Below are 22650 nucleotides of genomic sequence, written 5' to 3'. Positions count from 1 at the left end.
TACTTGCCATCCTTCAGAAAGGATATCAAGCGCCTGGACAAGAAGCATTTCGATGATGCTCCCCTTTCCGAAGTCATCAATCTCATTGCGGAAAATACCCCAGAGGCTCTGGAAGAGCTGCGCAGGCATCACCGTATGCACGCACTCGCCGGCAACTGGGCAGGAAGCAGAGAATGCCATGCAGCGAACGCCGGAGACTGGCTACTTATCTGGACTTCGGATGAGGAAATAGCCCTTATGGAGCGCACTGGCACACATGATGAGCTTTTTCGCTGAGGGCAATCCCCATCTCGGCCGCCGATCAGACTCTATATCAGGCGAAGCGCTCGAGACATTGGGCATTGCAGCCAAGAGCTTGAGTTCTGAACAAGATCTCACGTCGCTCCTGGATGTCCTCTGCTTTGCAAAAAAAAGGAGACAGCACAAGAATGATGGTGCATTTTAAGCACTTGATCTCCCCGCAACACGCGCTGCCAATTCAGGCAAAGTCCAAGGGGCTTCCGCAAACCAGCTTGTGCCATCATGAAGCTATCCAGACTCCTGAACCAATAGCAGCATGCTTCCTGCAGAATCTGCCATCCATAGCTAAAGAGCGGGGTGCGATATGGAGATAAGGACCCTCAGATACTTCTTGGCGGTCGCTCGCGAAGAGAACATGACAGAGGCAGCCAACGTCCTGCATGTGACGCAGCCGACACTCTCGCGCCAGATTGCCGAGCTCGAGAATGAGCTTGGCTGCACGCTCTTCGTGCGAACGAACCGCGCGACGACGCTCACCGAGGATGGCATGAGGCTCCGCCAGCGCGCAGAGGAGATCCTGGCACTGGTCGAGCAGACCGAGTCCGAAGTAGGGCCGGGAGCCGAGCTCCAGGGCACGGTCCGCATCGGCGCCGCCGAGACCCGCGCCATGAAATCGGCCGTCGAGGCATTCCGCAGGGTCCATGCACTCCATCCAAAGGTCCAGATAGAGCTCTCGACCGGCAATGCCGATGCAATTGAGGAGCGCCTCGAGCGTGGCGTCGTGGATTTCGCCGTCGTGCTCGAGCCGTTCAAGGTAGAGAAGTACGACCATCTGAAGCTGCCGTAAGAAGAGCGTGTCAGTCTCATCGTCCCGACTGACCATCCGCTTACCCAGAAGGCATGCGTCCGTCCCGAAGATTTCGAGGGTCTCGACCTCATGGTCTCGTCCCGCACGACGCATAAGTCGTTCAACCTCGGTACCTGGTCCCAGGGCATGCTCCAGGAGGGAAGCTATTATATCGTCGGACGCCACGATATGATCGGCAATGCTCTGCTGCTTGTGCGCGAAGACCTTGCCTTGGCCCTCTCGATCGAAAGCGTCTGCCACGCCGATCTAGCCTTTGTGCCCCTGGAGTCTGCGCTCACGGCAGGTGCTTACCTGATCTGGAAGAAGTTCCGCCTGCTTTCGAAGCCAGGAGAGGCATTCCTCGACGAGCTCCGCCATGTCGCAGACGGGGCCTGATGCGCTCCGCGCCGCAGCTGTACCTGAAGAGTTCTGCAAAGTTGTCTGAAGGAGTCGTTGCCGTTCAGTTGCCACAACAGCGAAGCTCATGGCATGCGCTATCCTAGGGAAACGATGATTAATGCCCCATAACGTGTCAGAGGGGACCGACCACACGACTTTTCTAGGCCGGCATGCAGGAAAGGCAGGGAAAGATGCTCATCCAGCACGTGCAGGAGCCGCTATCCTTACATCTGTCCTGCCCCATGCACCGCAATAAGGCTCCAAGATAGATCAAGCGACTCTGGGAGCCGGGAGGTGCAGCCTGCCGGCAAAAGATGCACATGGCAAGGTTTGCAAGGGCGAAGCAGACATTGAGCATACAGGAGTTCTTCTCTATCCTTCTGTAGCGCTTCCTTAAGGGGTCGAAGCGCCGCTTCACGATAAGGAAGGGATGCTCTACCTTTAAGCGGATGGAGGCCTTCCTGGACTCGATGCCCTTCTCGGCTGAAAGCGCACAGGCAAGGTCCTTTATGGTCGAAGGCTTCCTTGCAACGCTTTAGCGCATAGATGAGAGGTGTGGGTCTTTATGCGTCCTTAAGGGCGCTTCGCTATACCTATATAGCCTAAAGTCTGCGCAGCAGAACCTGTCATCTTCCCTTACGAGTGCATGTGCCACAGGATATGTCAGACACATTCGCAGCGATCGTCTCTACAGCATGCACAAGGCCACCTGCGGCATCCACGCCGCTATGCGCCTTGTATCCGATACGCCAGGACCCCCCTTTCTTGGACTGGTGCGCCTTAAGGGTTACGCGCATGGTCCTTGTTCTTCGTGGAGCTTTAAGGCCCAGGTGAAGGTCGCATCCACAATAGAGCCGCCCCGCGCCGTGATCCCTGCCTTCTCGAGTCCTAAGTTCAGGCGCAAAGCACAAGCTTTGCCGAGTCCCTGCCGCTTAAGGCTATGGCGCATCTTCGCAAGTGTCGTCGCATCTGGTACCTGCGCTTGCATGAGGTCTACGTGCACAGAAGCGCTGCCAGGACCGACAATCCAGGATAGCATCTTTAAGTTCCCTCGTCTTAAGAGAGCAAACATGACCTAAAGCAGGATACATCCTAAAGCATCGTCTTTGCAGCGCGCACATACCTGCCACGCGCCTGTCCGTGGTAGCTGGTATCTACCAGTGCAATCCAGCTGTCCTACACAACGATTGTATCCATCCGCTCCAGGAATGCCTCTCGCCCGGTCTTTCTCCTAAGACCTTAGGATTTAAGGTCCCCAAAGCTCATCAGGCTGTCCATATCTTCCTTTTGGATATGCTGGAATACGTTGCTGTAATTATAACATATCCGCAGGCAGATAGGCATTTATGTGGGTATGGGCACTGCGTGATTCGAGACATTTTAAGCCGATGTCATACAGCGTGCAGCCCCAGCTACCTCATCGAGGCGAATTAATCATTGTTTCCCTAGGCTTTGCTTCACCTCTGAAGCTGCTCTGCAATTCCGGATGAAAGACTGATGCCTGCGATGGACCTGCTCAGCTACACACTCTATGCAGATCTCAAGGCATTCGGCCGCATATCGAACCGCGATGCGGCACTCGTGCTTCTGAGTCCGAACTCGCGCACGAAGGGGTTTCCCCTTCGTTCCCGTGCCATGAACGGCAGGACCTTTCTCTCGAGAGATATCGTGCATGCGATGCCAGGCAGATACCAGACAGACGATTTTGCCGATTTCGCCCATGCGACACAGGAGCTCGAGGCTGTCATCCTGTCGCATCTCGGCGGAGAAGACAGCTCCTATCAGCAGCTCCATGAGCACTACGCCGGTCCTGCTGCCGATGCGATGTGCCAGTCGCTCAATGCTGCCGGCGAGGACAGCAACCTCTATGGAATGCGCTCCAGAAGATTGCCTTCGTAGGCCAGCTTTCCGACAACGCGAAAGCCCAGCTCTGCTTCATGCTCTTCATCGTCTGCGGCTGCCTCGGCAAGCCTGATGCCGCCATCGATATCGTTCGTGCAGGACTATGCATCGAATGTCCTCGAGCTCACGATCAATACGACCGAGACCAATTTCGGTCCAGCCTTCCCGAAGGCAGAAAGCGACCAGGAAAGCGATGCACAGCTTGGCCTCATGCGCATCGTCAATGGCAAGGCACAGCCCCCAATCGAGGAGCTCACATGCGATCCTGCCGGCACGGTCATCGGCGCTCTTGCCACCGGCCCGCATGCAATAACGAACGTGGGCTTCGACGTATCTCGAAACTACCTGCGCATCTGGCGCGAGAACGGGACCTGGTGGGTGAAGGGGCTCAGCTCCACGAATGGCACGACCCCCATCTCGGGCGACAGCAGGAAGATCTATACGATCGAGCCTCCCCGCGCACAGCGAGAGCCGGGCAAGGACTATGGCCCTGTCGAGATCTCCATGAGCGACACGCTCTGTCTTGGCACGACGATACGGTTCTTGGTGATGGACCTTGCAGGATCGGACAGGGATACGCGGAAGGTGCACGATGCAGGAAACGAGCGATAAGCCCGGCACGGACGGGCTCGAGATAATCGAGTTCGAGCAGTTCGATACCTCGTTTGCCGTGAGCCCCACCGATGAGGGGAAGACAAGGCGCCGCTATATGACGCTCCTCGCAGAGTCAGAAGGAGAGCGCAGCCAGAAAACGCGCCTGAGCGACGTGCAGCTGCTCCATGTGCAGAACACGGAGGGCGCATCGTTTGTGCTGAAGCGCCTCTACCCCGTGCCGCAGGATGCAGATCCGTTCGCACGACGCGGCCGCGAGGCTGCGCTCTTCGAAGAATACCGAAACCAGCTCGCTGTCTCGCAGCTCAAGGGATTTCCCGATGTCTTCGGTTACGGCGTGACGCATGCCGGCGACCCCGGCATCCTGATGGAATGGATCGCGGGCCAGACGCTCAGGGACGCAGCCGCAAGCGACCTCACCCCCCCCCGAGGGAAGGGTGGCGACGCGCCAGGCACGGCCGTTGCCGCCATCGCACTTTCCATCCTCCAGACGCTCATCTCGACCGAATATCTCGAGGGCACGTTCGTGCACCGCGACATCTCTCCGAAAAACATCATGATCCAGATAGACGATGGAGTGCCGTTCAAAGATGGAAAGGAGCCCGAGTGCTGCCTCATCGACCTCGGCAGCTCTATCTTCATGCGCAGGGACGACGCGAGCTTCACGACGATGATGGATGTGTGGCGTACCGCGACGCCGGAATACGCACCGCCCGAGATACTGGCCCTGAACGACAGGAGCCAAATCCTTGCAAGGCGCTCTCCCTCGATCGACATCTACGCCCTTGCAAGCGTGCTCTATGAGCTGTACGCAGGGACGACGCCGTTCCGCCTTGCCGGCCATCCCGGCGAGGATGCCTGCCTCATAAAGACGCAGCCAGAGCCCATTCCCCTGAAGCCGCGTGGGCCGGAAGATCGTGGCCTCACGGATGCCATCATGTCCTGCATCAAGGTATCCCAGGCAGAGCGTCCGAATGCCCGTATCCTCTTCCGCGAGATTGCTGTCTGGCAGAAGGAGACGACCGACAGAGCCTCGACTCTTCACCATGAGGAGATTCCATCGCGCAGGAGCGGCACGCGCCTCTGGACCTCAGAGCATCAGGAGACTCAGAAGCGCTTCCAGAAGATCCAGACAGAAATGGCAGGAAGCTCTGCTGTGGCCTCGCAGGCTTCCACAAGGCATCCTGTCATTACAAGAAGAAGCCTTTTGATCAGTGCCGGTGTCGTCGCCGCTGCTGCTGTAACCGGATTCGGTGCCTATGTGGCGCTGCGTCCGAAGAGCTGGAGCGAGATCTCAGACATCGCTTCCACCATTGCCTCTGCCGGAAGCCTGGACGAAGCCGCCTCGATTGCGCATGACAGGGGAATCGCCGACGAGGATGGCTCTGTCACAGACGGCCTCACGAAGAGCATCGCACTCGCAGATGGCACGACCACCGCAGCCCAGGTCGTCGGCTACTGGCACGACGATACGGAGGATGGCGGAAAGGCAGGCCTCACATTTGCCTTCACGAACCCGATTGCAGCCCGCGCAATGGCAGATGCGTCCATGCCCGAAGGCGGCTGGGAGCAGTGCAACATGAGGAGCTGGCTCGCAGAGGACTTCATGGACAGCCTTCCGGACGAGCTATCCGGTATCATCGTCCCCGCCGTGAAGCTCACGAACAATGCCAGATCCACACGCACTGCCAGCTCTATCACATCCACGACCGACGCAATCTGGCTCTTCTCGATGGCAGAGCTTGACGGCACGCGCACGGCCGAGACGTTCGCATCCGGTTATGGCTATCTTGCCGACATCGTGAATGCCGAAGACACGCAGTATGGGTGCTAGAAGGACCAGGGCGTGAGCATCACGGCACACCTGAACGAAGCGACACAGCGGAAGTGGCAGGGCAAGGACTGCTACTGGTGGACACGCTCGCCGAGCCCCGACTGCTCGGAAGACGGCGGCGAGATCTGGTTCAACCGCATCGGCCCGAACGGCGATGCCTTCGACTTCGCGACGGTGACGACAGGCGACGAGTACACTTCATGCATGCTGCCCGGCTTCTGCATCTGAGTGCTGCAGAAACGGAGATACAAAGAACGGGGAAAGAGCTTCTGCGCTCTCTCCCCGTTCTCGTCTCCTGGCGGATATCGATTCCCGACTTCTGCCGGCTGAACGGACAGCCCTTCCTCTGTCCGCCCTTGAAAGCATAGACCACTCGAAGATTAATAAGTTGCGCAACAAATTCTCGGCGAGAAATTCTCCCAGAAGGCAAGGGGCCTGGAAGCTGCACTGCTTCCAGGTCTCCGTCATGCTGCAGCTCAGGCAAGTGCCAGATAGTCCTTGTCCTCGACCGGCTCGAGCCACTCGTTCGTAGCGCCCTCTGCCGGCACGGCAAGGACAATATGCTGGAACCAGGAGTCCTTCTGGGCCCCATGCCAGTGCTTGACCTCAGGCTCGATGCTCACGACATCGCCGGGCACGAGCTTCTGGGCAGGCTTGCCCCACTCCTGGTACCAGCCCTCGCCTGCGATGCAGATGAGGACCTGGCCGCCCTTGTGGTGCACGTGCCAGTTGCTGCGGCAGCCTGGCTCGAACGTCATGTTGCAGGCACCGAGCTGAACATCTCCGAGAGGCGCAAGATAGCTGTTGCCGATGAAGTACTTCGCATAGGCCGTGCTCGGATCTCCCATCGGGAAATCCTCGGGGAGGCCCTCAGGAGAGGTCACAGCGCCTTCCTCGTCCTCGGTCCAGACCTGCTTGGCAAGGTTGAACACAGCCCAGCCCTTCGGCCAACCGGCATACATCGTGACGTGGGTGATGAGGGCAGCGATCTCGGCGCGGGTCACGCCGTGCTTCTTTACATTCTGGAGATGGTAGAGCAGCGAGGAGCCCGTGACGCCCTGTGCCATGAGGGTCGTGACCGTGAGCATGCACTTCGTCTTCGTGGACAGCGCCTTTTGATCCCACACCTCCCCGAAGAGGATATCGTCATTCAGATGGGCGAACTCCGGAGCGAAGTTCCCGAGCTGGTCGCGTCCTGCTGTCTGCTTCATCGCAATCCCTTTCCCCTCTCGCCTTCCTAGGGAAACGATGATTAATTCCCAATGATGTGCCAGAAAGGACTAGCCACGTGGCCTTTCGCGGCCAGCATAGGCATTAATCATCGTTTCCCTAGATATCCAGGAAGCCTTGCACCTCTTCTATCCCCTGCTTTCTGAGCATGAAGATCAGATAATCCAGATGTTTGAGCCTTTCCTGCTCCGCGTGAAGCGCGCAGAGCCGCTCTTTCCGGCAGCGGCTCAGAAAAGCGATGCGTGCCACCATGCTATCAAGCTCTGCGAAGGCTGCTGCCCCAGAGGCATCGAGCCCTGCATCCTCGAGCCTGATCGACGTGTACGCTTCCATTGCCGCTCCCCTTCCTTCTTGCTGATACAAGGGTACGGCGGAAGGATCATGATGTGAAATGCCTATTGTGCAGTCTCTGCAATGAGCGTTTGCTATGTCAGGAGAGCGCACGCGCCACTTCGCTCTGAAGCGCAGGCACGACATCTGTCTCGAACCAGGGGTTCCTCTTCATCCAGATCTGGTTTCTAGGAGAGGGATGGACGAGCGGGAAGCTCTTGGGCAGGTATCCCTCATAGCCGCGCACGATATCCGTGAGCTTCACCTTTGCCGGTAGCTCCAGATAGTGGTGCACGGCGTAGGTCCCGACAAGCACGAGGAGCCTGACCTGCGGCATCTGGGAGAGCAGGAGTGGATGCCACTTCTCGGCAAAGCCGGGCCTCGGCGGCAGGTCGCCTGACTTTCCCTTGCCGGGGAAATAGAAGTCCATAGGAAGGATTGCGACCTTCGCAGGATCGTAGAAGGTCTCTGCCGCCATCCCGAGCCAGCTTCTCAGGCGCTCTCCGCTCCTGTCGTTCCAGGGAATATGCGTCGCCTCTGCAATGCGTCCGGGCGCCTGTCCGATGATTACGATGCGGGAGGTGGTAGAGGCCGTGTAGAGCGGGTCAATACCGCGCTCCGTATAGGACGCATTCTGCTCATCCTGCCTGATGGCTTCGAAGATATCTGCGAAATCCATATCGTACCCTCCCGAAAAGGGAGCTCCCGACAGATGCCGGAAGCTCCCTTGCAAGCTGTCTGCTTTCTAGATCCTAGCCAATGAGGAGCTTAAGGCCCTCATCGACCGTCGTGATGCCGGCGATACCGAAGTTGTCCACGAGAACCTTCGTGACGTTCGACGAGAGGAATGCCGGAAGCGTAGGACCGAGGTGGATATTCTTGACGCTGAGGGAAAACAGGCAAGCAGGACGATGACGGCCTTCTGCTCATACCAGGCGATGTTAAAAGCAAGCGGCAGGCCGTCGATATCGTCGAGGCCGAAGATCTCCTTGAGCTTAAGTGTGATCAGAGCAAGCGAGTAGGAGTCGTTGCACTGGCCAGCGTCGAGCACGCAGGGAATGCCATCGATGTCGCCGAGGTTGAGCTTGTTGTAGCGGTACTTCGCGCAGCCAGCAGTGAGGATCACGACGTCCTTCGGCAGCTTCTCGGCGAACTCCGTGTAGTAGTCTCTCATCTTCTGGCGGCCATCGCAGCCTGCCATAACGACGAACTCGCGGATGGCGCCGGACTTGACGGCGGCAACGACCTTGTCAGCAAGCGCGAAGACCTGCTCATGCACAAAGCCGCCGACAATCTTACCTGTCTCGATCTCGGTCGGAGAAGGCAGCGTCTTTGCCTGCTCGATGATCGGTGCGAAGTCCTTGTAGCCGCTCTCGTCTGCCTCGATGTGACCGCAGCCAGGATAGCCTGCTGCAGCCGTCGTCCACATGCGGCCCTTATAACTGTCCTTCAGCGGCACAATGCAGTTCGTCGTCATAAGGATAAGGCCGTTAAACTTCTCGAACTCGGTCTTCTGCTGCCACCAGGCATTGCCGTAGTTGCCGGTGAAGTGCGAGTACTCCTTGAAGGTAGGATAATAGTGAACAGGGAGCATCTCGGAGTGCGTGTAAACGTCCACGCCGATGCCAGCCGTCTGCTCGAGCAACATCTCAAGGATCTTGAGATCGTGGCCGGAGATCAGGATGGTGGGATTCTTGCGGACGCCGATCTCGACTTTGGTCGCCTCCAGGTTGATATAACTCCTGGTGCTGGCGACATCGAGCATTGCCGTGCCCTTGACGTCGAAGGGGCCGGTCTCAAGCGTCAGCAGCACGAGGCCGTCAACTGTAAGACTGTCGTTCGTGACCTTGGCCAGCGCCTGCTGGATGAGGACATCAATCTCGTCTGCATCGTGACTAAGCACGTTCGCGTGCTTCGAGTAGGCAGCGAGGCCCTTGAAACCGTAGGTGATAAGCTCGCGAAGAGACCTGATGTCCTCGTTCTCCGTGGCAAAGACGCTGACCATGCGTGCCTTCTCCTCGAAGCTGTCGTGCGGACCCTCCCAGAGCGCTGTCTCAGACAGTCCGTCGGTGGGAAAAAACTCTGCGAAAAGCTGCTTCTTGGCAGCGAGCGTGTCCTCGATACGCTTGATGATGGCTTCCTTGTCGAAGTTCGCGTTCGTGATCGTTGCGAAGAGATTCGTCGTCACGAGGTGGTTCGTGTCCTTCGTGATCTTCTTGCCCTTGGCACGGAATGCCGATGTCACCTGTGAGATGCCCTTCGTCACGTAGATGAGCAGGTCCTGCATTGCTGCCACATCGGGGGTCTTGCCACAGACGCTGGAAGGCGTGTAACCCTTGCAACCGGCAGTCTCCTGGCACTGGAAGCAGAACATCGGCGTATCCATGCTATTGGTCCTTTCTGTTCCTGCAGGCATCGGGGCCTATAGGCCTCTCCATCCACCGAATAGGTTTCCTATCTGACATCATTTCCTCTTCATTGTTGGTCTCTCCCCTGCTACTGTATGTTGCCAAGACCACATTCTGAGCTTTTCCGGTAAGGGGGTGCAATGGATCTGGCCGCCCTCACGGATATCCCACTCTTCAAGGACATCGATGCCCAGGGGCTGAAAGAGATAGTACAGGAGCTCCTGATGCATGAGGAGTGCTTCCAGAAAGATGAGCTCATCCTGAGAGCCGGTGCATTTACGAAATCTCTAGACATCGCACTTGCCGGATGACATATGGGTCTGCTCAGATTAAGGCACCCCCTACACAGCATGCGCCTATCGGGACAACCTCAAGGAAACTTAAGATCAACTGATCCATGTCAAGAAGGGCACGGCGTTGGGACAACACCTGCATCGAGAGCTTCTGGAGACACATAAAGAACAGATGGGACCGACATCGAGCCTCACTATAGATGGGCTCATAGCAAGAGTTGATGACTACATCTACTGCTACAACAATCTCATGGGCCAGCAGCACCTAGCATAGTTGACCTCTTTGGAGTATGCTGCCGCGTGGTCACCTCCGCAAAGTGGTATATACAGAGAAACAAACCAGAGGTTCGAGCTTCAAGTATCATTTGCAATTGCCAAAAGTCAAAGAGACTTGAAGGTTCAACCATGGCTCAGATCAAACTTACTCTTAACCAGGACGAGATAATGCATCTGCTCGAAGACTCCAGCAAAGAGGCACTCAAGCTCATGCTCTAAAGGTCGCTCAACGCCCAACTGTACGCAAAGTCGGAGGGTCAGCTGGGTGCGGGGTACTTGCGAGCGCAGCGACAGCCGCAGCGATAGAGGAGGCGCTTCCTCACGCTGCGCTTCACCACGATAGATCTCTTTGTCCTAAGGCATAGCAATGTGCCCTTCTAGACCTACAAGCGCAAGCGAGCCTGCCGGTGTGGCCATTATGGCCGAGATGGTCGTCGCCGGTACATCGAGGGCGAAGATGAGCACGCTCATGGAGACGATCTGTAACAGAGGAGTTGTCGAAGTCGGTAGTGTTCGAGGCACTCGCACAGTACGACGCTGCCGTAGAGGAGCTTCGTACGTACCGCATTGAGGACGACTACCTGGTTTTCATGGTGGGAACGACCTACCTGAAGGTCAGGGTCAACTACAAGATCTACCCGATGGGACTTAGCAGGGACGCGATGAAGGAGCTCATAGGGTTTAGGCTCAAGAAGTGAGCGTCACACGAGACCTGGAAGAGATTCCTCTCCTCGCTGCGTGCCTGTAGGCAGCCGGGCATGAGCATGTTTGCCTTAGATGCCCACGAGGAGGCTCGCAGGTGCGCTGCAGCAGGTCTACCCTAACGTAGCCTGGCAGCGCTTTCAGGCGCACTTCTCGCACAACGTCTCTGCTGCCGCCTTAAAGCGGCTGCGCGCCTCCCTCCTGTGCTGCAAGCTCACTGAGGGGGTGTCCCAAGGCACTGGAGTGTCTGGTCGCCGGGTTTAAGGACACAATTGGAAGTCATGGCCCTCCCGCAGGTGCAGGTGCACCAGGACCTCGAAGGCTCAACGCCGAGGTGAAGCGCTCCCAGAAGCTCATCGCTATATTCCCGAGCGAGGACTTACTCATCAGGCTCGTGGGGACCTACCTTATCGAGGAGAACGACAGATGGGCAGCAAAGAGCAAGCAGTACTTGCCTGCCGGCGGTCGAAGAGCTATGAGAGGAAAAAGGAGGCGCTCGCAAAGATAGCCCGCGCGCAGCGGCAGATGAGGCTTAATTCGTGATGGCTTGCAGGTAGCGGTTGCTTATGAGCTAATTTACACACAGATTTGGACTTAACTAGCGTGAAGGCCGGAACTTGCCAAATTCATACGTGACCGAAATCTTGCTTCTGTTATAGTAATTTCCGCACCGCATGGGGAATTAGCTCAGTTGGGAGACCACATGACTGGTAGTCATGTGGTCAGGAGTTCGAATCCCCTATTCTCCACTATGATTACTCCGCAGGCCACTAGGTGGCCTGCTTGCTTTGGGGGCGCAGACAGGCTTCTTCTGATAGACGGGAGAAGCGGAATCTGCTAACATACTCCCGCACGAGTGATTGGCTCAAGGGTAGAGCACTTCCTTCACACGGAAGAGGCCGCTGATTCGAATCCAGCATTGCCCACCAGGAAATATGAGGGCGGCGGCTCAGGCCGTCGCCTTTTTCTCTATGTAAGGACTCATGGCGCAACGGTTAGCGCAGGGGGCTCATAATCCCTGGGTGCAGGTTCGAGTCCTGCTGGGCCCACTAGACGCTCGAGGCCGGCGACACGCGCTGCTGATCTCTTTTCGTAGGAAGGACATGAGGGCCATGTTCGGTTTCTTCAAGAAGCTCGGAAGGGACTTAGAGATGGAGCCGAAGAGCAAAGATCCGTATGGCCTCGAGGGCGCAACCTCGATCTTCAATCTCCGCGAGCTTGCTGGATATCCGGGAGAGGCTGGCCCCACGCTTCCGCACCGGTTCCTGCGCTCCGGTGCCCTTGACGCTGCGACAGAGGCCGATTGCGCTTTCCTCAAGGACTACGGCGTGTGCCGTGTCGTGGACCTTCGAGGCACGGCCGAGCTTGCACACGGCGACGGGCTGCTCGCACAGGACCCCAATATCGCCTGGATAAACGTGCCGCTCTTCGACTACAACATGAGCGACCCTTACCTCATGCCTCGCACCGGGACGACAGGATACCTTGCCGAGAGCTACTGCACGATACTTGCGAACAAGCCTGCCATGAAGGAGATTTTCGAGTTCTTCGCCGAAGCTGAAGCGGATGACTGCATCCTCTTCCACTGCGCAGCCGGCATGGACAGGACCGGCGTGACGTCGATGCTCCTGCTCGGACTCTGCGGCGTCGACCGGGCGCACATCATCTGCGACTATTCCTATTCCTTCGGCGACGTACGCGAGGTCGACAAGGCTGTCATGTCCGGGAAGCCGCCCGAGAAGATGCATGTGCGTTCGGAGCTCAAGAGCCGTATCAAGGCCATATCGGAGACCTGGGATCTCCTGATAGCAGGCTATGGCTCGGCCGATACCTATCTCGACTCCTGCGGCATCATGCCCGAGACGAGGCGAGCCGTAAGGGAGCATCTCGAGAGCTGAGCCCTGTGCGCAAAGCCTCAGCTCGAGGCGCTTCCCTGTACTTCGCGTGGCGTTTTCGCAGATGGGCTTTGCGTCCCCGGAGGTGCCGATAAAAAAATCCGTACATCTGACTCGAAGATTGGAGTATCAGATGTATCAAGATCTAACAATCAAGTAAATGAAGGCCACCAGACCTACGTCGAGCTGTAGAAACTCGCATCGGACATCATCATATGGCGGACCACCCTTGCAGTCTCGGGTCACCTGTCCCTTGCCTGGTTGACACCGAACAGGTAGACGTACCAGTTGAGGTAGCTTTTGCATGTCGGACATGGGACATGCCCGTGAAGCGCCAGAGGTATCTCTTAAGCCAGGAGCAGAGGTTGTTAGCGAGCTCCATGCTCTCAAGGTATTCCGGGTCTCGGGTATGATTTGGAGACTGCTCCGGCATCGCGTATGACCCCGCTGTGGGCGCACTCCCGCTCGTGCACGACGAGCGCGCCTTTGGCTATGTGGCCGCCGAATGCGTCCCTGATCCTTCTCGTGGACGGCTTGCCGTGTCCGCAGACCACGGCGTATGGGTTCTTGAAGATGTCTATCCCAACCGCTATGCAGAGCTGCTGCGAGGAGAGCCCCCGCTTCCTCGCCTGCCCGTATCCGTGCGGAAGGTCCGTATCCACTATGTAGGTCTTACCGATCCAGACGCGCTTCTTAAGGACGATCCTGTCCTGATAGCCGTCCCACGGTGGTAAACACCCGGTACCCCCACTCCCAGACGCTCTGGTGAGATATCTGGAGGGATTTAGCGATGCAGTCCAGGGGCATGCTGTAGCGCATGAGCCGGATGGGCGATACCCAGCCTGCAGCGGGCATGCTCGAAGACGGTCCCTGTAAGCGAGCTATACTTGCTCCCGCATGCGGGGCACTCTCAATCTCTGTGCGCCACTCGGCGCGAGGCCGTCGCGCTTCGTGCGCGCGGACTCGCATGGCGGGCAGCAGGAATGCGGCCTCGGCGAAGGTGTCAAAGCCCGTCTGCTTACGGCAGCGGCGACCGGCTATGGCCTCCTCCAGCTGGCGGATCTTCTGCTCTTCGGCCTCTGCGATGCGGGTACAGGAGGGATTCTCCCATACCATGATCCTGACGATCCCGCTTCGCCCTGGAGGGCACCCGGCAAAACCGTCGCCAAACACAGAGCCGGGTGAGCTCCAGGGCACATTCTCCATTTGGCATGTGGAATTGTATCACCTGGACTATCAGGACAGCCTGAACCGGCCCCCATTTACTTGACTGTCAGATATCAAGAAGATTAGAAGAAGTGTCTCATTGAAGAATATCGATGCAACAGTCACTTCATTGGCAAAGCAATGCAAACGCTAGGGAAACGATGATTAATGCCCCATAACGTGTCAGAGGGGACCGACCACACGACTTTTCGCGTCCGGTATGCGGGAAAGGCAGGGAAGGATGCTCATCCAGCACGTGCAGGAGCCGCTATCCTTACATCCTCCTGCCCCATGCACCGCAAGGAGGCTCCAAGACGGATCAAGCGACGCTGGGAGCCGGGAGGTGCAGCCTGCCGGTAAAAGATGCAAATGGGTAAGGTTTGCAAGGGCGAGAAAGACATCGAGCATACAGGAGGTCTTCTCTATCCCCTGTAGCGCTTCCTTAAGGGGCCGAAGCGCCGCTTCACGATAAGGAAGGGTGCTTCTGCCTTTGAGCGGATGGATGCCTTCCTGGACTCGATACCCTTCTCGGACAAGAGTGCACAGGCAAGGCCCTCTGTAGTCGAAGGCTTTCTTAGCAACGCTTTAGCGCACAGATGAGAGGTGTGGGTCTTTATGCGTCCTTAAGGGCGCTTCGCTATACCTATATAGCCTAAAGTCTGCGCAGCAGAACCTGTCATCTTCCCTTACGAGTGCATGTGCCACAGGATATGTCAGACACATTCGCAGCGATCGTCTCTACAGCATGCACAAGGCCACCTGCGGCATCCACGCCGCTATGCGCCTTGTATCCGATACGCCAGGACCCCCCTTTCTTGGACTGGTGCGCCTTAAGGGTTACGCGCATGGTCCTTGTTCTTCGTGGAGCTTTAAGGCCCAGGTGAAGGTCGCATCCACAATAGAGCCGCCCCGCGCCGTGATCCCTGCCTTCTCGAGTCCTAAGTTCAGGCGCAAAGCACAAGCCTTGCCGAACTCCTCTCGCTTTAAGGCTATGGCGCATCTTCGCAAGTGTCGTCGCATCTGGTACCTGCGCTTGCATGAGGTCTACGTGCACAGAAGCGCTGCCAGGAGCGGTAATCCAGGATAGCATCTTTAAGTTCCCTCGTCTTAAGAGAGCAAACATGACCTAAAGCAGGCTACATCCTAAAGCTTCGTCTTTGCAGCGCGCACATGCCTGACAAGAGCCTGTCAGTGGTAGCTGGTATCTACCAGAACAATCCAGCTATCCCACACAACGATTGTATCCATCCGCTCCAGGAATGCCTCTCGCCGGGTCTTCTTCCTAGGACCTTAGGATTTAAGGTCCTAAAAGCTCATCTGGCTGCCCATATCTTCCTTTTGGATATGCAGGAATACGTGGATGTAGCTATACCATATCCAGAAAGACAGATAGGCATCTATGTGGGTATGGGCACTGCGTGGTTCGAGACATTTTGAGCCGATGTCATACAGCGTGTGGCCCCAGCTACCTCATCGAGGCGAATTAATCATCGTTTCCCTAGCGACGAAGAAAGACTCTTCTCAGAATTCTTCTTCCTTGTAAAGATCTGATTGTGCCAGCAGCCAAATTCATAGTGTGGGTCCCTGGAAGAGCTCCTCGTGCATGCCCATACGCACGAGGCGGATGATGGGATTCGTCTTATGGGGAAGGTAGAGCACAATGACATCGATCTTGCCATCCGACAGATGGAAGTCAATGTGGCCGTTGTAATTACCGCCCGGATTATCTAAGACATGTGGCCGGTACTCTTTAGGCACCCTGCCGGTCTGCATGAGCTCTTCCACAGCTTCGGCAAAGTCTGCCTTGAGCTGTGGATGGACCCGTATAACCCTCTGGTAGTCCAGCTTGAACCTATGTTCAACCCTGATTTCGAACATGGCTACTTTCTGTCTAGGTAGGCCATGAGGCTTGCACTATCAGAGAAGGCCGGCGAATCATCAGGGATGATCCCCAGTTCCTTGGCCTCAGCTTCCACCATAGCCCGCCTCGTCTCCTCGTTAGGTGTCGCGGGAGATGGCTCCAGGTCGAAGGGAACCCGCCGCTGGTTGATGAGCTGTTTCACAGCCAGGTTGAGGTAACTGTTAAAGCTGAGACCGATGGACTCGAGAATAGAGGTTGCCTCTTCCTTGTCACGCCGGTCAAAGCGTACCGTTGTCGTCTGAGTGACTGTTGCCATAAAGAACACCTCCATCTGATTGCGTTGAATTCATAGTGACATTATATTGCATCATAGCATTATCATACCCACAAGAAACGAGGACAAGATGGCATCCTGCCACAGATAGCGATGAGTCAACTCGAGACACGACTTAGCCTGCAAGCGCCTCCAGGACGTGGTCCACCGCAGTTTCGCTGACCCGCCCGAACGCTTCCTCTGTGCTGCCACCTATGTGAAGAGTGCCGATGAAGTTGTCAAGGTGGAGCAGGGATCCCATACTGAGGGAATCTTCTCTTCGAAGACATCGAAGCCAGCCCCTGCCACAATTCCGTCCTCAAGAGGATCCAGGAGTACCCCTCGTCCACGATGCCACCACGTACCATGTTGATGAGTATAAGGCCAGACTTGGCAAGGGCCTTGTGTCCTACCATGCCTCTCGTCTCGTCGACCAGCGGCACGTGGATGCTCACGAAATCGCAGGCGCCAAAGAGCTCCTCAAGCGTGTCCATCTTCTTGAAGCGCAGCTACATCCTCTCTTGGATTGTAGCGGCGCACCTCCATGCGGAAGGCAGCCTCCACGATCTCAGCGAGCCGCTGCGCGATGTGCGCCCTGTGTCAATATTTCGGACGGCAGATTGTCAAGCTGAGTGTAACATCTCCTTAAAGACTTCGTTGGCTGTCCTGTACTTCAGGACCTTCCTCGGCCTGTCACAGATCAGCTCTACCGCATGCTGCACCTCCTCGTTTGTGACCTTGCTGAAGTCGGTGCCCTTAGGGGAAGAACTTGCGCAGGAGCCCGTTAGTGTTCTTAACTGTTAGCTTCTGCCATAGATGGTGGGGGTCGCAGAAGTAGAACTGCACGCTTCAAAGGGCATCTGTGACATCTGCATGCCCTGTGAACTGCTTGCCCCTATCCGGAAGTGAGCGTCTCGAGGGGACGTCCCTGTAGTAGTCCGACCTCGGCCTTAGAGACGCTCTCGCTGTCGTGGTGGCATCTCTTTGCGAGAAGCAGCCTCACTGCCCTGTCGGCAAGCACGAGCAGGCACATAGGTCCCGCTGCCACGAGCGTGTCGTCTGCCCACTCGCTGAGACGAGACCTCTCATCGGCCTTTTGGGCCTCTCCTCCACGGTGTGTAAGATCTCGATCTTACCCCTCATCTTAGGCCTCTTGCTGCGCAGGTGGCGCCGCACCTGGCCTTGCGGGCCGGATCCCGGCAGGTCGAGGGCGATGGCTTGGACCTGCCTGCAGAGTAGTCGGCAGGCTCAACGGTGCACCTGCCGCCACCCTCGAGCCTGAGATGTCGTCTATCTCCTCCAGGGACCAGTGTCTGTCCATGATGAGTAAGCGCACCTTCTGCGTAAGCGCAGGGTCTGAAAGCCGCCTTTTCGCCCTGCATCTCCTGCAGCGCTCATCCGCCCTCCTTTTGGGCAGCACATGCCCTAAAGCGGCCGTAGCGGCCATTCCTCTTGAGCTTGTGGCAGACGCTGGAGCTGTCCTTGCCGATCTCTGCCGCGATATAGCCGATTGGCCTTCCCTTGTGCCACACAGCTCGGCTATGCAATCCCTCTCCTGAGGGCTAAGATGTGTGTAGTGGCACATTCCTTCCAGCTTTCGACGTTGATGAGCCAACCAACATCGTAGCCTTCCGGAGTGTGCCACACCTCCATTCAGCGGGCTATCCTGTTGCACTCAGGATGCTAATCCGCCGGTCTTCAAAGCTCATCTATCTGTCCATATCTTCCTTTTGGATATGCTGGAATGTGTGGATGTAGCTATACCATATCCAGAAGACATATAGGTATCTATGTGGATATGGGCACTGTGTGGTTCGAGACATTTTGAGCAGGTGGCATACAGCGTGCGGCCCCAGCGATTTCATCGAGCCGAATTAATCATCGTTTCCCTAGCGCCAGATATGGGCGCGGAGCCACTCCGCTGCCTCGTTCACGACCTGCCAGTAGTAGGGGTCGACGAAACCATGGCCGCCGCCCGGAATCACATGGAGCTCACAGTGCGGGAAGAGCGACTGGGCGCGCTGGGAGTACGAGAGCGGCACGACCTGATCTGCGTCCCCATGGAAGATGATCACATCCTGCGGAAAGGCCGGGATGTGCTCGAAGAAGTCGTAGTCCCAGCAGGAGCGCAGGAAATCTCCTGACACATCCATGCTCATAACGTGGAAGCGCTCAGGCAGATCCTCCCTCCGCGCACAGGCACTGTGCACCGCATCGTACAGGTTGAAGGCAGGATAGAGCAGAAGGCAACCCTTCACGAGCTGTACGTTCGCCCTCGCTGCCATGAGCGCGATCGTGGCACCCAAGGAGGCGCCACAGAGGAAGAGGTTGTGCTCGTCCACATAGGACTCCCGCGAGAGCTCCCAGGCAACCGCCTCGAGGTCATGCTGCTCCGTGAAGAGCGACATATTGTCCTGCCAGCTGCTCCTTGAGTAGCTGCCACCACCGCAGAAGTCGAAGACATACGTCACCATGCCCCGCTCGGCGGCACACCTTGCATACGGCTCCATGTCCCCATGGTTCGTCGAGAGCCCATGGGCAAAGATGGCAGTAGCGCGCGGCCTTCCGTCATCCCAGCCATCCGGTAGGAAGAGCTTCCCGTAGATCTTCTTGTCATCGCGCTGGCACCAATGCTCGCGTTCCGTATAGCCCACAGCAGCCTCCTGGAGAGTCTCTTGTCAGATGGATTTTTCAAATTCATTCTACCTGATGCATGTGCAATCCCTTGCCCATCTCCCATGATTGGGACGCCTGTCCCAGACGAGACAGCTGTCTGTTTGAAGCTCTGAGCAGGGGTGATGCAGAGCCCGGAAGACGAAGGAGGCTCCGGAAGAGCGAATCTCCGGGGCTTCCCACAGATGCTCCACAGATGAGGTGCTAGTGCGTTGTACCCGTAGCCGTCTTCACATCATCCTCGTGCTCGACGGCAGCTGCGAGTCCGAGCTCGATGCCGCGCGTCATCATATCGAGCGACATGCTCGGCGTCAAGGATGGCAGATGGCAGGCCTGCTCCGTCGCATACGGGACATGGAGGAAGCCACCACGGACGCCCGGATGCTTCGTTGCCAGCGTGTGCAGCAACGAATACATCACGTCGTTGCAGACGTAGGTGCCGGCCGTATAGGAGACCTCTGCCGGGATGCCTGCTCCGGTCATGGCCTGGACCATTGACTTGACGGGAAGCGTCGCGAAGTAGGCATCGGGGCCATCAGCCGAGATCTTCTCTGCCACCGGCTGGTTGCCGTCGTTGTCCGGAATGCGGGCATCAGCGTAGTTGATACCGACAAACTCAGGCGTGATCTTCGCGCGGCCACCTGCCTGGCCGACGCAGAGCACGAGGTTCGGCTGGACCTCGTCAATTGCCTTGTCCACAGCCTCGGGTCCCTTGCCAAAGACAACCGGGATTTCGACCTTCGTGACGGAGGCGCCGGCAATCGTGTCGGGAAGCCTGCGAACAGCCTCCCAGGCCGGGTTCATGGTCTCACTGCCGAACGGCTGGAAGCCAGTCACGAGAATCTTCTTCATAGCAATCCTTCTCTCTCCCAGAAGAGCCTGCCCGAAGGCAGGCTCTCGTTGTATACGTCTAGATGGTCTCTACCCAGCTACAGCGCGACGAGGCAGATCATGAGGAGAATCTGGAAGGCAAGCATGATGAGGGCGGGGACGATCTGCTTCTTGATGGCACCGTACTCGTCGTCCATCTCGAGGATTGCGACAGGGACGATGTTGAAGTTGGCTGCCATTGGCGTCATGAGCGTGCCACAGTAGCCGCAGGTGTAAGGGCGAGGGAGCCGACAATGACAGGATCTACACCGAGGGGCATCGCGAATGGAGCCCCAATGCCGACCGTCATGACCGTGATGGCAGCAAAGGCATTGCCCATGATCACCGTGAAGAGGGCCATGCCGACGCAGTAGACAACGATACCGACGACCATGTTACCCTGCGGGATGATGGCGCCCACGATATCGGAGATGACGGTGCCGATGCCTGTGGCTATGAAGACGGAGCCCAGGATGGCAAGAAGCGTCAGGAGCACGATAAGCTTACCCACGATATCGAGCATGCGGCGGGAGTTCTCGAGATAAACCCTCATCGTGTTCTGCTTCGGCCGCATGAAGTGCAGGACGATTATGCCGACAAAGACGCCGACCGTGATACCAACAGGGAGCTGATCTGTGACAGAGCGAGGAAGGTCCTGAAATACAGGACAGCCAACGAAGTCTTTAGGGAGATGTTGCATTCAGCTTGACAATCTGCCTCGTTAGCCTCGCTGCGCTTAAGCAGCTGATAGCCTATCTCTACGATCTTTTACCCAGCGGATCTGTGTTTTGGGACTTTAGCCCTAACTCGGTGGTAAGGTGGCTTTTAGGCTTGCCGGTGGAGATAGCACACTCAGCTGTTTTCAGGCGCTACTCATCGCTGTATTTGGTAGCAAGATTGTTTGCCACCTGTAGTCTTTTCGGTCGGCTTGTCTTGCAGTTAAGAGGAGCCTCATAATTCCTCAAGCTGCACTGTCTGAAAAAACGATACAGGTCAACCAGCGAGACGCAGGCGTCCAGCTCGTCGGTCTCGGCTATGGGCCTGATGGCCGTCCTGATCCCGATCCCCGCCTGCGCGATGGCCTCGGTATCTGTTCGGTCACTCTTCGCCGTCCCGGGGAAACATCTCCCGGGCATGCTTCATGGACTTCCCCGGAAGGTATCCGACATCGATCCTTTTCGCGCGCCACCTGTACACGATAAGCGAGCCTATGTTGTTCTTCTGGTCCACAATTGACCAGGGCGCCCTCTTCCGCCTCGTCGAGCAGAGCCTCGATGTTCTCCTGGCACCTGTCCTGCCTGTAGCTGATCGCGATGGTGCCACCCGGTTTCAGGCCCACTGCCCGGAGGAATGGCCTCCTGACATCTATCCCGAGATAGAAGCGCTGCGGCCCGAACCAGTCTTTCTGCTTGTGTTCCATGATGGTACTTTCCTTACTGTCCCGCGTGTCTGAGGGACGACATCCACACTGCCCTGCTTATCGTGTGGCACATCCCTATCAGCCGTTCTCAGACAGACCACCATCCCTTAGCAGCAACACCCCCCGGGCCTTCGCAAGAGACAGGGGTACACGGCTATCCGGGGAAGGTCGGCCAGCAGCCCCTTTCAGGGCCATCTACAAGGTTAGGGAATCCGCAGGCACTTCATTGTCGAAAACCCCAAAGCTCGAAGAAGTCCCCAAGAGGAGATCTCTCATTGTAATGGGGTGGTAACGCAAATCCGTACCAAACGGTGATGCTCGGTACGGACTTGCGTTACCACCCACCGGAGATAGGAGCAGCATGGCAGACAGCGGCAGGACCGAAAGCGTCAACACGTATATCGAGGCTTTGGCTCCAAAGTAGCAGACAGCATTCAAAAGCCTCTGCTCTGGCATCGAAATATACCTGCCAGGCTCTGAAACCTGCATCTCCTGGAGCATGCCGACATACAAGGTGGACGGCAGGATCATCATCCAGCTCGCTGCTTGGAAGAAGCATATCGGCATCTATCCAAGACCTGAGGCGCTCGAACATTTTGCAAACGAGATATCGGCTGCCGGTCTCAAGACATCGAAAGGTACGCTCTAAGTGCCGTATAGCGACATCCATGGGAAGCTTGTCTGCAGCATCGTCCGCTGGTGCCTCGAGAACAGATAGCTTTGCGGCACAGAAAAAAATCCGGACCCCGCAAGAATGCAGAGCCCGAACTCATACTGATGCAGCTTGTGGCTACTCTGCCCAGAACACGCGGCTGTCCTTGTGTGTCTGCGGAGCAGACACCTTGTCCTTCACGGGATAGCCGAGGATCAGATGTCCTACCCCCTCATAACCTTCTGGCACGCCGAGCGAAGAGAGCCACTCCTGGACTTCAGGCATTTCCGACTCTTCCTTGGCGCGGTGGATCCAGCAACTGCCAAGGCCCAAGCCCTCAGCAGCAAGCCCCATGGTCCCGATCATGAGAGAACCATCGCAGACATAGGTCGGCATGTCCTTCTTGCCAAGGACCAGAAGCACGACCGGCGCTCCATAGAAGGGGTCAAACCCCTCTTTCCAGCCGCCGATCTTCCTGTTGAGCTCGGAGAGCCAGGCAATCTTCTCCTTGTCCGTGACGGCGACTATGATGGCAGACTGCCTGCCCATGCCGCTCGGTGCCCAGAGTCCGGCATCGATAACCTTGTCTATAAGGTCCTTCGGCACAGCCTTATCCTCATAGGCACGGACACTGCGGCGGTTATGAATCGCTTCAAGCACATCTTCCATGGATACCTCCTCAAAGAG

32 protein-coding genes, 3 tRNA genes and 2 pseudogenes are annotated in these 22650 nt (G+C 57.1%); 15 read left to right on the top strand and 22 right to left on the bottom strand.

All coding sequences use genetic code 11. The features are described from left to right. The first annotated feature begins 3 nt into the window (after positions 1 to 3). Together J4859_RS04665 and J4859_RS16070 are read left to right on the top strand one after the other, a co-directional pair. Positions 4 to 276, top strand: a complete 273-nt coding sequence (locus J4859_RS04665; protein ID WP_212333368.1) for a type II toxin-antitoxin system YafQ family toxin — start codon at positions 4 to 6, stop codon at positions 274 to 276. 328 nt (positions 277 to 604) lie between these two features. After that, a pseudogene (locus J4859_RS16070) lies at positions 605 to 1483 on the top strand (LysR family transcriptional regulator). A 629-nt stretch (positions 1484 to 2112) separates the two neighbouring features. On the opposite strand, the gene J4859_RS04650 reads toward J4859_RS16070, so the two are convergent. Both J4859_RS04650 and J4859_RS04645 read right to left on the bottom strand, forming a co-directional pair. Next, a complete protein-coding gene (locus J4859_RS04650; RefSeq protein ID WP_212333318.1) occupies positions 2113 to 2283 on the bottom strand; it encodes a transposase in 171 nt (56 codons plus the stop codon). Next, on the bottom strand, positions 2274 to 2489 hold the full coding sequence (locus J4859_RS04645; protein WP_212333363.1) for a hypothetical protein: 216 nt from the start codon (positions 2487 to 2489) through the stop codon (positions 2274 to 2276). Before J4859_RS04645 ends, J4859_RS04650 begins: the two co-directional genes overlap by 10 nt. 494 nt (positions 2490 to 2983) lie before the next feature. Here J4859_RS04645 and J4859_RS04640 point away from each other — a divergent pair, with 494 nt between their 5' ends. From J4859_RS04640 to J4859_RS04625, 4 genes are all read left to right on the top strand, one after another. Continuing rightward, positions 2984 to 3385 (top strand): hypothetical protein, encoded by a 402-nt coding sequence (locus J4859_RS04640; RefSeq protein ID WP_212333360.1) that lies wholly within the window; start codon positions 2984 to 2986, stop codon positions 3383 to 3385. 96 nt (positions 3386 to 3481) lie between these two features. Then, complete coding sequence (locus J4859_RS04635; RefSeq protein ID WP_212333357.1) at positions 3482 to 4000, top strand: FHA domain-containing protein; 519 nt, start codon at positions 3482 to 3484, stop codon at positions 3998 to 4000. Continuing rightward, the gene (locus J4859_RS04630; protein WP_212333354.1) at positions 3981 to 5834 is read left to right on the top strand and encodes a DUF6273 domain-containing protein; all 1854 of its coding nucleotides are present in this window, start codon (positions 3981 to 3983) and stop codon (positions 5832 to 5834) included. Before J4859_RS04635 ends, J4859_RS04630 begins: the two co-directional genes overlap by 20 nt. Before the next feature lie 12 nt (positions 5835 to 5846). After that, on the top strand, positions 5847 to 6062 hold the full coding sequence (locus J4859_RS04625) for a hypothetical protein (protein ID WP_212333352.1): 216 nt from the start codon (positions 5847 to 5849) through the stop codon (positions 6060 to 6062). 248 nt (positions 6063 to 6310) lie between these two features. Here the strand turns inward: J4859_RS04625 and J4859_RS04620 are convergent, their stop codons facing one another. From J4859_RS04620 to hcp, 4 genes and pseudogenes are all read right to left on the bottom strand, one after another. Beyond that, positions 6311 to 7045 carry a carboxymuconolactone decarboxylase family protein gene (locus tag J4859_RS04620; RefSeq protein ID WP_212333349.1) on the bottom strand — a complete coding sequence of 245 codons (735 nt, stop codon included), beginning with the start codon at positions 7043 to 7045 and terminating at the stop codon, positions 6311 to 6313. Between the two features lie 118 nt (positions 7046 to 7163). Continuing rightward, positions 7164 to 7397: a hypothetical protein gene (locus J4859_RS04615; protein ID WP_212333346.1), complete on the bottom strand. Its 234-nt coding sequence runs from the start codon at positions 7395 to 7397 to the stop codon at positions 7164 to 7166. Positions 7398 to 7494: 97 nt separating this feature from the next. Further along, positions 7495 to 8073 (bottom strand): uracil-DNA glycosylase family protein, encoded by a 579-nt coding sequence (locus J4859_RS04610; protein ID WP_212333343.1) that lies wholly within the window; start codon positions 8071 to 8073, stop codon positions 7495 to 7497. A gap of 73 nt (positions 8074 to 8146) precedes the next feature. Beyond that, positions 8147 to 9768, bottom strand: a pseudogene (hcp, locus tag J4859_RS04605) (hydroxylamine reductase). A 174-nt stretch (positions 9769 to 9942) separates the two neighbouring features. Here hcp and J4859_RS04600 point away from each other — a divergent pair. The 7 genes from J4859_RS04600 (at position 9943) to J4859_RS04570 (ending at position 12971) form a co-directional block, all read left to right on the top strand. After that, positions 9943 to 10113, top strand: coding sequence for a hypothetical protein (locus J4859_RS04600; protein WP_212333338.1), 171 nt, complete (start codon positions 9943 to 9945; stop codon positions 10111 to 10113). Positions 10114 to 10865: 752 nt separating this feature from the next. Further along, entirely contained in the window at positions 10866 to 11069 is a 204-nt protein-coding gene (locus tag J4859_RS04595; RefSeq protein WP_212333335.1) for a hypothetical protein, read from the top strand. A gap of 221 nt (positions 11070 to 11290) precedes the next feature. Further along, positions 11291 to 11581 carry a transposase gene (locus J4859_RS04590; RefSeq protein WP_371812220.1) on the top strand — a complete coding sequence of 97 codons (291 nt, stop codon included), beginning with the start codon at positions 11291 to 11293 and terminating at the stop codon, positions 11579 to 11581. A 168-nt stretch (positions 11582 to 11749) separates the two neighbouring features. Further along, a tRNA-Thr gene (locus J4859_RS04585) sits at positions 11750 to 11822 on the top strand. Between the two features lie 105 nt (positions 11823 to 11927). After that, positions 11928 to 12002, top strand: a tRNA-Val gene (locus tag J4859_RS04580). 48 nt (positions 12003 to 12050) lie between these two features. Further along, a tRNA-Ile gene (locus J4859_RS04575) sits at positions 12051 to 12122 on the top strand. Positions 12123 to 12176: 54 nt separating this feature from the next. Continuing rightward, on the top strand, positions 12177 to 12971 hold the full coding sequence (locus tag J4859_RS04570) for a tyrosine-protein phosphatase (RefSeq protein ID WP_212333330.1): 795 nt from the start codon (positions 12177 to 12179) through the stop codon (positions 12969 to 12971). A 383-nt stretch (positions 12972 to 13354) separates the two neighbouring features. Here J4859_RS04570 and J4859_RS04565 read toward each other — a convergent pair whose 3' ends face one another. Continuing rightward, positions 13355 to 13630 (bottom strand): hypothetical protein, encoded by a 276-nt coding sequence (locus tag J4859_RS04565; RefSeq protein WP_212333326.1) that lies wholly within the window; start codon positions 13628 to 13630, stop codon positions 13355 to 13357. Positions 13631 to 13919: 289 nt separating this feature from the next. On the opposite strand from J4859_RS04565, the gene J4859_RS04560 reads away from it, so the two are divergent. Continuing rightward, a complete protein-coding gene (locus tag J4859_RS04560) occupies positions 13920 to 14153 on the top strand; it encodes a hypothetical protein (protein ID WP_212333323.1) in 234 nt (77 codons plus the stop codon). A 443-nt stretch (positions 14154 to 14596) separates the two neighbouring features. Here the strand turns inward: J4859_RS04560 and J4859_RS04555 are convergent, their stop codons facing one another. The 14 genes from J4859_RS04555 to J4859_RS04495 form a co-directional block, all read right to left on the bottom strand. Next, positions 14597 to 14755 (bottom strand): hypothetical protein, encoded by a 159-nt coding sequence (locus tag J4859_RS04555; RefSeq protein ID WP_212333321.1) that lies wholly within the window; start codon positions 14753 to 14755, stop codon positions 14597 to 14599. A 95-nt stretch (positions 14756 to 14850) separates the two neighbouring features. After that, a complete protein-coding gene (locus J4859_RS04550) occupies positions 14851 to 15021 on the bottom strand; it encodes a transposase (protein WP_212333318.1) in 171 nt (56 codons plus the stop codon). Beyond that, positions 15012 to 15194, bottom strand: coding sequence for a hypothetical protein (locus J4859_RS04545; protein ID WP_212333303.1), 183 nt, complete (start codon positions 15192 to 15194; stop codon positions 15012 to 15014). Before J4859_RS04545 ends, J4859_RS04550 begins: the two co-directional genes overlap by 10 nt. A 549-nt stretch (positions 15195 to 15743) precedes the next feature. Next, the gene (locus tag J4859_RS04540; protein WP_212333301.1) at positions 15744 to 16052 is read right to left on the bottom strand and encodes a type II toxin-antitoxin system YafQ family toxin; all 309 of its coding nucleotides are present in this window, start codon (positions 16050 to 16052) and stop codon (positions 15744 to 15746) included. Positions 16053 to 16054: 2 nt separating this feature from the next. Beyond that, positions 16055 to 16351, bottom strand: coding sequence for a type II toxin-antitoxin system RelB/DinJ family antitoxin (locus J4859_RS04535; protein ID WP_212333291.1), 297 nt, complete (start codon positions 16349 to 16351; stop codon positions 16055 to 16057). A gap of 236 nt (positions 16352 to 16587) precedes the next feature. After that, the gene (locus tag J4859_RS04530; protein WP_212333289.1) at positions 16588 to 16842 is read right to left on the bottom strand and encodes an NAD(P)-dependent oxidoreductase; all 255 of its coding nucleotides are present in this window, start codon (positions 16840 to 16842) and stop codon (positions 16588 to 16590) included. A 401-nt stretch (positions 16843 to 17243) separates the two neighbouring features. After that, a complete protein-coding gene (locus tag J4859_RS04525) occupies positions 17244 to 17396 on the bottom strand; it encodes a hypothetical protein (RefSeq protein WP_212333287.1) in 153 nt (50 codons plus the stop codon). A 91-nt stretch (positions 17397 to 17487) separates the two neighbouring features. Next, positions 17488 to 17730: a hypothetical protein gene (locus J4859_RS04520; protein WP_212333285.1), complete on the bottom strand. Its 243-nt coding sequence runs from the start codon at positions 17728 to 17730 to the stop codon at positions 17488 to 17490. A gap of 12 nt (positions 17731 to 17742) precedes the next feature. After that, positions 17743 to 17880 (bottom strand): hypothetical protein, encoded by a 138-nt coding sequence (locus J4859_RS04515; protein WP_212333283.1) that lies wholly within the window; start codon positions 17878 to 17880, stop codon positions 17743 to 17745. Positions 17881 to 18237: 357 nt separating this feature from the next. Next, on the bottom strand, positions 18238 to 19002 hold the full coding sequence (locus J4859_RS04510) for a S9 family peptidase (protein ID WP_212333281.1): 765 nt from the start codon (positions 19000 to 19002) through the stop codon (positions 18238 to 18240). A gap of 223 nt (positions 19003 to 19225) precedes the next feature. Next, positions 19226 to 19873, bottom strand: coding sequence for a pyroglutamyl-peptidase I (pcp, locus tag J4859_RS04505; protein WP_212333280.1), 648 nt, complete (start codon positions 19871 to 19873; stop codon positions 19226 to 19228). A gap of 77 nt (positions 19874 to 19950) precedes the next feature. Continuing rightward, positions 19951 to 20100 (bottom strand): 5-oxoproline transporter, DUF979 family subunit, encoded by a 150-nt coding sequence (locus tag J4859_RS16750; RefSeq protein ID WP_256436821.1) that lies wholly within the window; start codon positions 20098 to 20100, stop codon positions 19951 to 19953. Further along, positions 20097 to 20591 (bottom strand): 5-oxoproline transporter, DUF979 family subunit, encoded by a 495-nt coding sequence (locus J4859_RS16745; RefSeq protein ID WP_256436820.1) that lies wholly within the window; start codon positions 20589 to 20591, stop codon positions 20097 to 20099. The genes J4859_RS16750 and J4859_RS16745 overlap by 4 nt, the downstream gene beginning before the upstream one ends. 333 nt (positions 20592 to 20924) lie before the next feature. Next, positions 20925 to 21311: a hypothetical protein gene (locus J4859_RS04495; protein WP_212333278.1), complete on the bottom strand. Its 387-nt coding sequence runs from the start codon at positions 21309 to 21311 to the stop codon at positions 20925 to 20927. A gap of 454 nt (positions 21312 to 21765) precedes the next feature. On the opposite strand from J4859_RS04495, the gene J4859_RS04490 reads away from it, so the two are divergent. Beyond that, entirely contained in the window at positions 21766 to 21960 is a 195-nt protein-coding gene (locus J4859_RS04490; protein ID WP_371812219.1) for an iron chaperone, read from the top strand. Positions 21961 to 22101: 141 nt separating this feature from the next. On the opposite strand, the gene J4859_RS04485 is transcribed toward J4859_RS04490, so the two are convergent. Then, complete coding sequence (locus J4859_RS04485; RefSeq protein ID WP_212333268.1) at positions 22102 to 22632, bottom strand: nitroreductase; 531 nt, start codon at positions 22630 to 22632, stop codon at positions 22102 to 22104. Positions 22633 to 22650 lie beyond the last annotated feature (18 nt).

The sequence above is a fragment of the Atopobium sp. oral taxon 416 genome, from assembly GCF_018128285.1.
Lineage (GTDB): Bacteria > Actinomycetota > Coriobacteriia > Coriobacteriales > Atopobiaceae > Olsenella_L.
This window is presented reverse-complemented; position numbering and strand designations above follow the sequence as displayed.

What these genes read in the sequence shown, in the direction of transcription:
- J4859_RS04650 (WP_212333318.1), bottom strand. Translation starts at nt 2,283, where the DNA reads ATGCGCGTAACCCTTAAGGCGCACCAGTCCAAGAAAGGGGGGTCCTGG.
- J4859_RS04640 (WP_212333360.1), top strand. Translation starts at nt 2,984, where the DNA reads ATGCCTGCGATGGACCTGCTCAGCTACACACTCTATGCAGATCTCAAG.
- J4859_RS04630 (WP_212333354.1), top strand. Translation starts at nt 3,981, where the DNA reads ATGCAGGAAACGAGCGATAAGCCCGGCACGGACGGGCTCGAGATAATC.
- J4859_RS04620 (WP_212333349.1), bottom strand. Translation starts at nt 7,045, where the DNA reads ATGAAGCAGACAGCAGGACGCGACCAGCTCGGGAACTTCGCTCCGGAG.
- J4859_RS04615 (WP_212333346.1), bottom strand. Translation starts at nt 7,397, where the DNA reads ATGGAAGCGTACACGTCGATCAGGCTCGAGGATGCAGGGCTCGATGCC.
- J4859_RS04610 (WP_212333343.1), bottom strand. Translation starts at nt 8,073, where the DNA reads ATGGATTTCGCAGATATCTTCGAAGCCATCAGGCAGGATGAGCAGAAT.
- J4859_RS04600 (WP_212333338.1), top strand. Translation starts at nt 9,943, where the DNA reads ATGGATCTGGCCGCCCTCACGGATATCCCACTCTTCAAGGACATCGAT.
- J4859_RS04570 (WP_212333330.1), top strand. Translation starts at nt 12,177, where the DNA reads ATGAGGGCCATGTTCGGTTTCTTCAAGAAGCTCGGAAGGGACTTAGAG.
- J4859_RS04550 (WP_212333318.1), bottom strand. Translation starts at nt 15,021, where the DNA reads ATGCGCGTAACCCTTAAGGCGCACCAGTCCAAGAAAGGGGGGTCCTGG.
- J4859_RS04545 (WP_212333303.1), bottom strand. Translation starts at nt 15,194, where the DNA reads ATGCGACGACACTTGCGAAGATGCGCCATAGCCTTAAAGCGAGAGGAG.
- J4859_RS04540 (WP_212333301.1), bottom strand. Translation starts at nt 16,052, where the DNA reads ATGTTCGAAATCAGGGTTGAACATAGGTTCAAGCTGGACTACCAGAGG.
- J4859_RS04535 (WP_212333291.1), bottom strand. Translation starts at nt 16,351, where the DNA reads ATGGCAACAGTCACTCAGACGACAACGGTACGCTTTGACCGGCGTGAC.
- J4859_RS04530 (WP_212333289.1), bottom strand. Translation starts at nt 16,842, where the DNA reads ATGGACACGCTTGAGGAGCTCTTTGGCGCCTGCGATTTCGTGAGCATC.
- J4859_RS04520 (WP_212333285.1), bottom strand. Translation starts at nt 17,730, where the DNA reads ATGCAGGGCGAAAAGGCGGCTTTCAGACCCTGCGCTTACGCAGAAGGT.
- pcp (WP_212333280.1), bottom strand. Translation starts at nt 19,873, where the DNA reads ATGAAGAAGATTCTCGTGACTGGCTTCCAGCCGTTCGGCAGTGAGACC.
- J4859_RS16750 (WP_256436821.1), bottom strand. Translation starts at nt 20,100, where the DNA reads ATGACGCCAATGGCAGCCAACTTCAACATCGTCCCTGTCGCAATCCTC.
- J4859_RS16745 (WP_256436820.1), bottom strand. Translation starts at nt 20,591, where the DNA reads ATGCAACATCTCCCTAAAGACTTCGTTGGCTGTCCTGTATTTCAGGAC.
- J4859_RS04495 (WP_212333278.1), bottom strand. Translation starts at nt 21,311, where the DNA reads ATGGAACACAAGCAGAAAGACTGGTTCGGGCCGCAGCGCTTCTATCTC.
- J4859_RS04485 (WP_212333268.1), bottom strand. Translation starts at nt 22,632, where the DNA reads ATGGAAGATGTGCTTGAAGCGATTCATAACCGCCGCAGTGTCCGTGCC.